We start from the raw sequence: 10776 nt of genomic DNA on the forward strand, positions 1-10776 counted from the left end.
GTAGGACACTCTCGTGAGTCGGGGGATTAGTGCCTAGGAAAGCTGGGGCGATTCACGGTGATTGACGACCGAACGGGTGTGCCTGACGCGCTATGCTAACCACTAAGAGGTGAAGCCGACCTGATCGACTACATCCGTTTTACAATCACCACCGTCGCTGCTCGATGCTGGGTCCGCTGAAGTTTGACGGTGCTCTTCACGCAATATTTCTAAACCACCTGTTCATCATTTCTAGGCAGGCCAACAGCAGCTTAAAATGCCTACGTTAGCTATCGAGCCGCTCCAGAAAGCTTGTGTCCAGAAGGGGCATTACCCAAATCTGCCCAAGGAAATTTTTATAAGGATAACAACATGCCAGATGCCGACCACTTATCCCTAAAGGTCACGGATATCGGGGAGTATATTCGACACCATTCCTGTGCTCGTCGCCTGAAACTCGGAAAGGATGAGCAGCAGTTGCGGCGCGATCTGCCCTTCTATAACCGTCTATTTAACCCACTCGATCCGGTCTTGCGTACTGCGGGCGCCGATCGTGAGGACGAAGTTGATGATGGCCTGGTCGGTGAGGGTTTTGTTGACCTGACTCGGTTTCGCGCCCGGCGAGACGCTGGAGAAGACACCAAAACGACTTGGGTGGCGTTTACAGAGATGCTACGAGCGCTGGAGCCGGGGGCGCTGGTGTTTGGGCGCGAGCTAGATGTACAAGGGCTCGTGGGCACCTTCGCGGTACTCGGTCGGATCGATTTCGTGGTCGTTGAATGGGATAATCTGGCACCGCGGATTCGCCTGGTTGAATGTAAGGCGTCGCGAAAAGACAGAACGTACCAGCGAATTCAGGCGGCCGTCTATAGATTGCTGGTCCGAAAGCTTGTAGAGGAACATGGGCTTGAGATCGCCGGGGCTGATGTCGGCGCAAACTCGATCGAAGCCGTTGTCGCAAGAATTGACGAAGGCACTGAAGAGGTTCAGCCAGTCCGCGGGTTGCCCGCGCTTGATTTGGAGGTCGAAACCTCCGATGTCATCCGTCTCCTCGAAGAAGGAGGACAGATGGATGCCGTTCTTTCTAAAGATTTACAGGATCTGCCATATTCGATTGAGTCCAAGTGCGATCACTGCAAGTTCAACGTAGTCTGCCTACCCGAAGCTGGCCGTTCGCGCGCTATGCAGCTGGTCGCAATCGACTCATCTGCAGCTCGGGTCCTCCAGAACAATGGTATCCAGAATATCGACCAGCTAGCGGAGCTGGATCTTGACTCGCCAGCAGCGCGTGGATGTCGAACTGCCCCAGGGTTCTCAGGCAATCTGTCCATGCTCAAGGCACTCGCGCGAACTCGCAGGACAACTCTGCCGAATGGAGAGCATGATCCAGAAGACTACCCTGTTGCCCGACTTCCGTGGCGTGTTCAAAGCCAGCTGCCGCCATTCGAGGCGCAAGGACGTCCGGTAGTTCGTATCTATCTTGGCGTTCACTATGACTACGTTGAGAACCGGATTGGTTCTTTAGCTGCTCACATCACAACCAGCCGGTGGCAGCTTCATACACCGTTCCGCAACGAGAATGGGCGATGGGCTCCTGAAGCAACGATAGTCGAACGGCTCAAGACGGATGCTGTTGGAGAAGATGGAAGGCCCATCTACCAGCAAAGAGACCTTGCTGAGTTCCGAGATGTCATTCGGACACGCGCTGCCCCTTGGTCTAGCAACCATGACGTAGCTACAGGACAAGAAGCAGAGCTACTACAAGGCTTCTTTGATGAAATGATCAACGCGATAACGGACATTGCGCCGGAAAGGCAAGCGTCCATCCATTTCTACGTGTGGTCTCGGGCCGAGATGTCGCAGCTGATTGAGGCGTGCCTCCGGTCAGACACGCGACTCCTGCGGAGTCTTCAGGAGCTGATGGGGTGCAGAGAACCTCTTGATCAGTTGATCTTCTCTTGTGTTGGCGAAGAGGCAGACAAACAGCTCGCATTGGGTTGGACCGGTCGTGGCCTGTCGGTCCTGACTTCATTGAGATGGTACGGCGAGAGGTTTCATTGGACTCGGACAATCAATCGTGCCCCTGTGAAGCTGGACTGGGTCTTCCGCCAAGACCTCTTTGACTTCAAAACTCAGCTTGAGCTTCGACCCGACAATGAGTGGGCGCGTGATCGCGATCGGGAGAAGGTTGCGTATCATTTCGAAATCAGGAGCCGCTTCTTTGATTCTCTCAGCGCTCCATACTGGAGGGCATACTGGCGCACCCTTCCCCGGCCGGAAACTGCAGAAGATGCTCAGCAACGCGGCCAGCTTGAGCGCTACTATGAAGCCGCTCAACCCAATTATCTACAGGGGCTTCTGCAAGCACGCCTGCATGCCATGCGGTGGGTGGAATGGTTCCTTCCTCGCAATGACGAAATTTCTAAGCCTCGGCTCGATGTCGTTGCACTGAGGCAATTCAACCTAGGTATCGCAACGCCGGCAGAAGCTGCGTTGGACTTCTTGCGGTTGGATCACCATGTGAAGGTTGCCGAATGGTTGTCAACGCACATGGTTCCTGCCTCAAATCGAGTGGCTAAAGGAATCACTCTCCCCCTGCGAAACTTGCAGGAGGCTGCTGGAGGAAGAGAGTTAACAGCCGAGATTGACATTGCAACTTATGGAACTGATCTGGCCACGCTGCGGAACATTTATAGCGGGTCAGAGTTCGCGCGACTGAGCCCTCATTCTGGAGCCCCGGAAGTCGGCCAGACAATGAGGCAGTTGCTTTTTGGTGGTTCGACCTGCGTAGTCGAAGATATTGATTGGGTGAACGGCATTGTTCGACTTTCCCCACTATATTCGCAAGCTGGCCGGTACATCGCTGCTAGCCAATCGGCCAATAGGGTTGATTTTGCGTTCGCTACGCTGGACGAGAGCATTAGTGATTTCGTGGCGCCAAAGGCCGATGCCAGACTTGCAACGATTCCTGTTCATCACACGTACCAGTGGCTGGATACCGCAAATCCCCGCGTACCGGCACAGGAATCTTTAGCAGAGTTATCAACTCAACGCCTACTTGCTGCGCTGGACACCTTCCGCACTTTGCAAGGCCACCAATTGATGCGTGACCAGCAGCGGGCAATTGTTGAGGGGATATCTGCACGAATTCAACTCTTGCAGGGTCCTCCAGGTACTGGCAAAACTCAAACGACTGCTGCTAGCGTTTTATCGCGCTGCTGGACCAGCCTTGGCGCTGGCGGCATCGTCATGATTGGTGCGCAGACGCATACAGCCGTTGACGAACTTATGCTCCGCATTTCGGCAACCATCGATCCTTTGCAACGCGCATTTGAGGCAGCAGGTCTGGCGACATTGCCGGTTCACCTATTCCGGGTTGACCCAAGAGCAGACTTGGTAGGCATCACTGAACTCCGCAGCAATGCAGCAGTGCGAACACTGAGAGATGCTCTGGCGAATGGCATTGCCATCATCGGTGGAACGACCACTGCACTATTGAAGTTGGCGACAAGTCTGGACGCCTCGGCTGCGTTCGGACGACGAGCCGCAGGATTCCAGAGCAATCTGCTTATCGTCGACGAGGCCAGCATGATGGTGCTCGCTCACTTCCTCGCGCTGACGACCCTTCTCGCTGAAGATGGCCAAATAATGCTCGCGGGAGATCATAGGCAGCTTGCACCCATCGTTGCGCACAATTGGGAGGAAGAGGACAGATATCCAGTTACTGTGTATCAGCCGTATGTCAGTGCTTATGAGGCCGTACGCGGTATCAAGGTCCGCCGCCGAGTTGCAGACGATCAGGTTGTATTATCTTCACTTACGTTCACTTTCCGACTTCCAGAGGTTGTCCGCCATCTCATCAATCCTGTCTACCAGCGTGACGACATTCGATTGGAAGGTAGGGGGCGAGAGGCAGAACTCGCGCACGAAGTCGTTACTGGGTCTCCATGGAGCGCAATCTGGACAGACTCTGAGCGTCTGCATCTTGTCGTGCATGACGATCAAAGCTCGGTAAAGGCAAACCCGCTTGAAGTTGAGATAATCGAAGGTATTCTTCAGAGCAAGAATGAACATCCTCCACGTAGCGTGGTGGTGATGACGCCGCACCGCGCCCAGCGCAGCCTTCTGACACAGCAACTCGGTATGCGCGATGAAATTCTTCGCATTGATACCGTAGAGAAGATGCAAGGTGGTGAATGTCCGGTCGTAATCGTGTCGGCCACCGCAAGTGATACGGCTGCCATCACGAAGAATGCTGCTTTCATTTTGGATTTGAATCGCGCCAACGTTGCGTTCTCTCGAACGCAGGAGCGACTCATTGTGGTATGCGCGAAATCTCTTCTGGATAACGTGCCGGCAGATCTAGAAAACTATGAGTCAGCGATGCTTTGGAAAGCTATTAGAGAGTTGTGCAAACGCGTAGTAGGAGAGGTGGAGATAGGGGGCGCGCATGCAGTCATTTACTCCCCAGAGGCGCGAGATGAGATCAATGTATAACGGGGTGTCCGCAAAATTGACAGTGCCGTCCATTCCAGCGCTCTCGTTCTTCACCGGTGCGGGCGGTCTTGACCTCGGAGTGCGAGAGGCTGGATTCGATCCAGCACTGAGTATTGAGGCGGACCCTTCCGCGCGACTGACTCTTGCTGCGAATTGGCCTGATCACAAGCTTGCTGAGCCGGGTGATGTTCATGACCTCTCTGTTGATCAGATTGAAGAACAATCTGGTTTGAAGAGAGGTGACGTTGGCTTACTTTTTGGTGGGCCGCCGTGCCAGCCATTTTCTAAGGCTGCTCTGTGGCACGCAGGTAAGGTTTCGCGGCTGAAGGACCCTCGCGCAAAGACGCTCACGGCAATGTTAGATGCTGTAGCGCACTTCTTGCCAGATGCGGTGCTAATCGAGAACGTAAGTGGGTTGGCTGCAGGAAGGAGTTCAGGGGTATCTTACGTTAGTCGTAGATTTGCTGCGATAAACCGTGCTCACGGGACGAAGTATCGCCCGGTGATGTGCGTGCTTAACGCTTTAGATTTTGGTGTGCCGCAAGCTCGCGAGAGACTTTTTATCGTGGCAGCCCGGTCTGGGGAGCGATTCGTACCGCCGAGCGCATCTCACTTCGAGGTGGGGTTGGCCGGTGATGAGCGCCCAAGATGGCGGACTAGCTGGGATGCTATTGGCCATCTGAGCGTTGGTCAGGAAGAGCTGGAGTATTTGCAACCAAGTGGCAAGTGGGCAGGCCTCTTGCCGTCGATTCCCGAAGGCCATAACTATCTTTGGCACACGGACAGGGGAGGCGGTCACCCAATCTTCGGTTGGCGCCGTCGTTACTGGTCTTTCCTCTTGAAGCTGGCAAAGAACAAACCTGCTTGGACTGTGGCTGCCAGCCCTGGCCCTGCAACCGGGCCGTTTCATTGGGATAGCCGGAGGCTTTCTGTGGCGGAGCTGGCTGCACTCCAGACTTTTCCAGCTAATTATCAATGGCCCGTTGCGTACAGGCTTGCTCAGGGGCAAATAGGAAACGCTGTACCTCCGGCTCTCGCTGCATCTGTCGCAGTGGCTTTGCGTGCGCAATGCTTCGATGGACTGCTACTAGACGCTTCGAGATATGTCCCGAAGGAGGGTCTCAATTGCCCTGAGGCTGAGCCGGTCCGGGAAGTCCCGGGCGCTTTCAAAGGATTTCTATTGGACAACACGCCTCATCCTGGTGCGGGAAAAGGACCAGGCGCTAGAATTAGGCGCTAATGGGGGAAAAGCCCGAGTGGCACTCTCCATATGTCCGCTTTTAGCCGATTTCTACCTGTCGTAACTGGAAGAAATCGGCCAGTTGCAGCTAGGCAGGGATCACGCCCACTCGGCCATGGCTACCTCAATGATCACTGACGCTTCAGCTGGCCGTTTAGGGGCAGCCTTCAGTGGCACAAAGGCCGGTAGCGAAGTTGTCGCGGAGTGGTCTCGATAGAGCGGCAGCCATTTGCGGATGACGTTGGCGTTGATGCCGTGGCTGATTGCGACACTGGACACGGTTGCGCCAGGTTGCAGGCATTCCTGAACAACCTGGGCTTTGAAAGGCTTCGGATAAGAGCTTCGTTGGCGCATGGAGATCCTGGCGATAAGGGTATCGCGTCCGCTTAAAAATACGCGGACACCATCGCCCTTAAAGCTGGAGTTCGGAAGGTGAGTTAGCCGGATGCTTACGCCTAAAGCGTGATGGGCAGGCTAATCAGGCCCCCTTTTTTTCCGGCGACATAAGAGGCTCGGGTTGCGCATACTGCGGTGGAGTCGATCATCCCGGTTTGCAGGTCGATCAAGCCTTGCTCATTCAATCTCAGGTGCAGGCGTTTGAGCATCTGATCGAACACCCCCTGATTTCGCCAGCCCCGAAACCGTTGATACACCGTTGACCACCAGCCAAAACGCTCCGGCATATCTCGCCCCGCAGCAACCGAGCAGAGCACCCAGAGCACGCCATCAAGCATCAGGCAATCACCCAGGCGCGGCCGCCCTCGACCATGGGTTTCCATAAAGAGATCGGAGATCTACACCCCAGGCCTCGTCCGAGAGTTCGTAACGCTTTGCCATCACAGAATTCCTTTCCGTCGATGGCGGGGGACTCTACAAAATCTCGGCGTTCAAGGGGCGGCGATTGGGTTTCTCGGGATTTCGTACAGAGCCTAAGACTCAGAAATAACAACCGCAATGGAAAACATGCGTCGACAGTATCTTTGGGGAAGGTCCTACAGGAAGGGGCTAAATCTGATCTCTTTTCCTTCCGACGTAACAATATTTGACTCCTGAGTCTGGAAAGCTGACTCAGTCTCGTGACCGTTTGACAAAGGTTGTACCATCTATCTCTTGCGCAGTAGCAGACCAGGCCGCCAACTGCTCCACGGCGGTGAATAATAAACGCCATTAAGACCGGTTCGCTCACTCGTTGGAAGGCGAACCACACAAGGAAACGTGAATGAACATACATCAGGCATTGATACGGTCTCGACTCCAGACGGGGGGCGGTGGGTTGATGATTGTCAGCGGGGGAACGTACTACTTCATCAGTTTGCTCATGGCCCTTTACCGTTCAGCGCAAGCCATGAACGATACGCCTCTTGTGCAACTCGGGGCGATGATACAGAGCGCCGTGGCCGCACTCTATCAGTTGACAGCTCCGTATCTAGGTTTCGTTTGGCATAGCGTGCCGACTCTCAATCAAGCCGACCTGCTTACATACGACAATCTTCTGTTCTTGGGATTTTTGGGCGTAATCATCGTGGGCAAGCAGCTGATGCTCGCCGGGCGGCGCCTTCGGGAGCGCATCAGGCAGATCCTCAAACATACCGAAGACCTCCGGTGGCAGCAGTCGGTGATGAGAGGGTCAGGAGGCGTGTCAATCAACGCCGACTCGGTCGCCCAAGTGAACATCTACCAGCAAACAATGCCGCCAAACCCAGGGGGAGAGTGGTGGACTCGTCCGTGGGGAATTCTGGGCCTGTCAATTATTGGCGGCTACTTGGTGGCTGTACTGGCGAAACTCACGGGTATGGTCTGATTAACGAATGAGTCACTCCGGGAAGCATTCCGCTTCCCGGGCAACCTAAGTCAGGCGCGATTGCAATCTGGATATTTGCCCCATGTGCACACATACTCCCAGAGCAGCTTTCGCTCTAAGTGCTTTATGTAGGCAGTGGTGTAAGGTTGTCCCATGTCGACAGGGCAAGCCGAAACCCAAAGATGCTCCAGCGGCGTGGTGTCGAGAAGAGTCAACCTGAAAGTATTTGCTCCGGAGTGGCCAGGCCGTTCACTGAAAGCTGACGTGTTGAATTGGCGCAAGCGGTCGGCCAGGGTCTGACCTGTCGTTTCGCCAATGTAGATGATGAAATCGTTGTTTACCCGGTAGTTATCAGGCTTTTTTTTGCTGCGCGCGATGAAATACACGCCCGGTAGATTCCTCCCTTCGAGCTGTGTCCGTTCGGACCAAGGGCGCCAGTCACAAAACCCTACTTCACCTATCATCGTTCGACACCTCTCCCCAAAAGGTGTCCTTTTAACATCATTGATGGGGAAAGGTAGATTCATTTTTCCTTGTTCTGGCGATGAGCGACAGCGTGTGATCCGCCTTTTACATGGGGTGTAGGAAAAATCCTCTTTTTTGGTAGGCTTTTGCCATCAGCCAAGAGGAGCGCCAAATGCCCGTCGTCATCGTTGAAAACGACACATCGCAGTGGGAAGATGAAACAGGTTCCGTATATCACTTCCCCAAACGCTATAGAGCCTGGCTTGCTCAGGGTACCGAAGTGATCTACTACAAAGGGCGCATGAAGGACAAAGCGTTGGCCTCCGCCCGCCTAAGCCCTGGTCCGCATTATTTTGGTAGGGCGCGCATTGGTAAGGTCTACGCAGACACCGGTAGTGACAAGGGCGACCTTTACGCGCTGATCGAAAACTTCGCGCAGTTTGAAGGTGCTGTCCCTTCGAAAATTCATGGTGTTTACCTAGAGACCATCCCTGCCAACCGAGTAAAAAACTATTGGCGTGACGGGGTTCGGCCTATATCCCAAGCCGATTTCGATGCCATTTTAAGCCATGCGAAGCTCCAGCCTTCACAAGCAGAAGCAGATGTGCCGAATGTGGAAGGCGACCCGTATACCTTCGAATCGGCCAATGAAGGTAGCAAATCTAGCTACTTTGGAACTCGCTACGAGCGCCGAAAAGATCTAAGGATCAAGGCCATCGCTATCCACGGTCTTGACTGCAAAGGATGTGGATTTGATTTCGAACAGGCTTACGGTGAACACGCGAAGGGCTTCATTCACGTTCATCATGTCGTACCGATTTCGGAGTTCGGTGGCGAGAAAGCTGTGGATCCTGAGACGGATCTCGTAACGTTGTGCGCCAACTGTCACGCAGTCGTTCACCGCAAGCGGGATATGACTCTCAGCATTGATGAATTAAAAGGAATGGTGCGCGGGCGTTGGGTCTTCGAGCCTTGAGCGCATTTCCGTGCTTCAGGTAATAGCCGTCGCGCTGGGGCAGGATTGGGACACCGAGCCCAACCCGCCACCGTTTCGCTGATCAGTCCACCCACCGCCACAGCGGCTCATCCAGCAACCCAACCCCGCGCAACTGCGTCTGCCCTTGCTGCTTCTCCAGCTCCAGCACATTGCACCCCTCACACGCCGTCAACGCCTCAATCAACGGCCTGCTGTGCGACACCACCCACACCTGGCTACGCTGCGAAGCGCGAATAATCAGCCGCGCCAGGGCCGGGAGCAGTTCGGCATGCAGGCTGGTTTCCGGTTCGTTGAGCACCATCAGCGATGGCGGCCGCGGCGTCAGCAGCGCGGCCATTAGCAACAGGTAGCGCAGTGTGCCATCCGACAACTCGGCGCCGCCCAGCGGACGCAGCAGCCCGTGCTGGTACAACCGCACGCTGAACAGGCCGCCCGGTGGCGCGTCGATTTCCAGGCGGCTACCGGGAAATGCATCCTCCAGCGCTGCCACGAGGTCTTCCACCTCTCCAATCTCGATGATGGTCTGCAGCGCCGAAGCGAGGTTGCGGCCATCGTGGTGCAGCACTGGCGAGCGGGTGCCTAGCTGGGGCTGACGGCAGGGCGCATCGCGGTCGATGCGGAAGTGATCGTAGAACCGCCAGCTGTTGATGAACGCGCGCAGCTCGCCGATCTCTGGCGCTTGGCGGGGGCGTCCGACGATGTTGAAGAAGCTCTCACAACTATCGGCATGCTGATCGAGCACCGTCCAGCTGTTGCACTCCCGGGCGCGGACCATGGCGTTCTTGCGCTCTACCAACAAGGAGGAGGGGCGGTAGGCTCCAGCACCCCAGATGGCTTCAGATTTGATCTCGGGATCGAGCATGAATGCAGTGGGATAGGGTAGGGGAATCGGCAGGCCGAGGGATATGGCAAAGCCGAAATCTTCGGTGGCAAAACCCAAGCGCAGGCGTTTGACGTCGCTCGGATGCTGGCCTTGGATGGGCACTTCACCGCGCTTCATGCGCGCACTCATCTCAGGCCCGGCCCACCAGGTCGAATCCAGTCCCCCTTCACGGGCAAGCGCTTCAATCACGCCGCCCAGGGCGGTTTCGGCGATCAGGCGCAGGGCCTTGTAGAGATTGGATTTGCCGCTGCCGTTGGCACCCGTCACCAGGTTGAGTTGGCCTAGTGGCAACACAAGGTGATTGATCGAGCGGTAATTGCCGATGGCGAGGGTGGTGAGCATCCGGTGCATCCCAGCTTGAACTGAGTGACCGATTGTGGCCGAACTGGGTTGGCGTTACTACCGGTCAGCTTGGCTTCGGGAGTGGGGGCGGCTGTGTTCGAGTTCATCAAACAGGGCGCGAACCATCATGTTTAGGTAGTGGGAGGCAGCGACCCTGCGGTGGTCACCTAGCATGACGCCGGTGTGGTTGAGGTAGCGGGCGCAGTCCAACAGTTTCGAGGCTTCTTCTTTGGCTTGGGTGATGGGTATCTCGGAGATGGCTGTGAGCAATCGCTGGGATGGTCTGGAGCTGTTGTCGCTTGAACTGCTCGGGGTGTTGATTTGGAGCATTGGTGAATTCTCCTGGAGATTTAGAGCAGGGGCTTGGATTGTTGGGGCCGCTTTGCGGCCCATCGCCGGCAAGCGCGGCTTCCACATGAATGAAAGCGGCGGTGCCGGTGGTGAACTGTTTCAATCTTTCATCATGCCCAGTTCGGCATCGTCGAGCAGGGCCTTGGCCAGGGCGCTGAGGTAGTGCGAGGCCCAGAGCAGCTGGGGTTTGTCTTCCATCAGGCCGTCGATGGTCAGGTCGC

General features: G+C 55.6%; 9 protein-coding genes and 1 pseudogene. 4 read left to right on the forward strand and 6 right to left on the reverse strand.

The window, feature by feature from the left end; genetic code table 11:
• Positions 1 to 351 precede the first annotated feature (351 nt).
• Together F6X59_RS00135 and F6X59_RS28845 are read left to right on the forward strand one after the other, a co-directional pair.
• On the forward strand, positions 352 to 4476 hold the full coding sequence (locus F6X59_RS00135; protein ID WP_152953861.1) for an AAA domain-containing protein: 4125 nt from the start codon (positions 352 to 354) through the stop codon (positions 4474 to 4476).
• Complete coding sequence (locus F6X59_RS28845) at positions 4469 to 5716, forward strand: DNA cytosine methyltransferase (protein ID WP_372240265.1); 1248 nt, start codon at positions 4469 to 4471, stop codon at positions 5714 to 5716. Before F6X59_RS00135 ends, F6X59_RS28845 begins: the two co-directional genes overlap by 8 nt.
• A gap of 99 nt (positions 5717 to 5815) precedes the next feature.
• Here the strand turns inward: F6X59_RS28845 and F6X59_RS00145 are convergent, their stop codons facing one another.
• Positions 5816 to 6070, reverse strand: coding sequence for a transposase (locus F6X59_RS00145; protein ID WP_152953863.1), 255 nt, complete (start codon positions 6068 to 6070; stop codon positions 5816 to 5818).
• Positions 6071 to 6198: 128 nt separating this feature from the next.
• Positions 6199 to 6553: pseudogene (locus tag F6X59_RS00150) on the reverse strand (transposase); the annotation flags it as partial.
• A gap of 382 nt (positions 6554 to 6935) precedes the next feature.
• Between F6X59_RS00150 and F6X59_RS00155 the strand changes: the two are divergent.
• Positions 6936 to 7517 carry a YniB family protein gene (locus tag F6X59_RS00155; protein WP_152953864.1) on the forward strand — a complete coding sequence of 194 codons (582 nt, stop codon included), beginning with the start codon at positions 6936 to 6938 and terminating at the stop codon, positions 7515 to 7517.
• Positions 7518 to 7567: 50 nt separating this feature from the next.
• On the opposite strand, the gene F6X59_RS00160 is transcribed toward F6X59_RS00155, so the two are convergent.
• A complete protein-coding gene (locus tag F6X59_RS00160) occupies positions 7568 to 7903 on the reverse strand; it encodes a hypothetical protein (protein WP_372240266.1) in 336 nt (111 codons plus the stop codon).
• 251 nt (positions 7904 to 8154) lie between these two features.
• Between F6X59_RS00160 and F6X59_RS00165 the strand changes: the two genes are divergently transcribed.
• Positions 8155 to 8958 carry an HNH endonuclease gene (locus F6X59_RS00165; RefSeq protein ID WP_152953866.1) on the forward strand — a complete coding sequence of 268 codons (804 nt, stop codon included), beginning with the start codon at positions 8155 to 8157 and terminating at the stop codon, positions 8956 to 8958.
• Positions 8959 to 9040: 82 nt separating this feature from the next.
• Here the strand turns inward: F6X59_RS00165 and F6X59_RS00170 are convergent, their stop codons facing one another.
• The 3 genes from F6X59_RS00170 to F6X59_RS00180 all read right to left on the reverse strand — a co-directional run.
• Complete coding sequence (locus F6X59_RS00170; RefSeq protein WP_152953867.1) at positions 9041 to 10204, reverse strand: AAA family ATPase; 1164 nt, start codon at positions 10202 to 10204, stop codon at positions 9041 to 9043.
• A gap of 57 nt (positions 10205 to 10261) precedes the next feature.
• Positions 10262 to 10621: a DUF3077 domain-containing protein gene (locus F6X59_RS28850; RefSeq protein WP_152953868.1), complete on the reverse strand. Its 360-nt coding sequence runs from the start codon at positions 10619 to 10621 to the stop codon at positions 10262 to 10264.
• 33 nt (positions 10622 to 10654) lie between these two features.
• Positions 10655 to 10776 (reverse strand): DUF3077 domain-containing protein (locus tag F6X59_RS00180; protein ID WP_152953869.1); only part of this gene is annotated, 122 nt, incomplete at its 5' end.

The sequence above is a fragment of the Pseudomonas sp. MN1F genome, from assembly GCF_009391885.1.
Taxonomy (GTDB): domain Bacteria; phylum Pseudomonadota; class Gammaproteobacteria; order Pseudomonadales; family Pseudomonadaceae; genus Aquipseudomonas.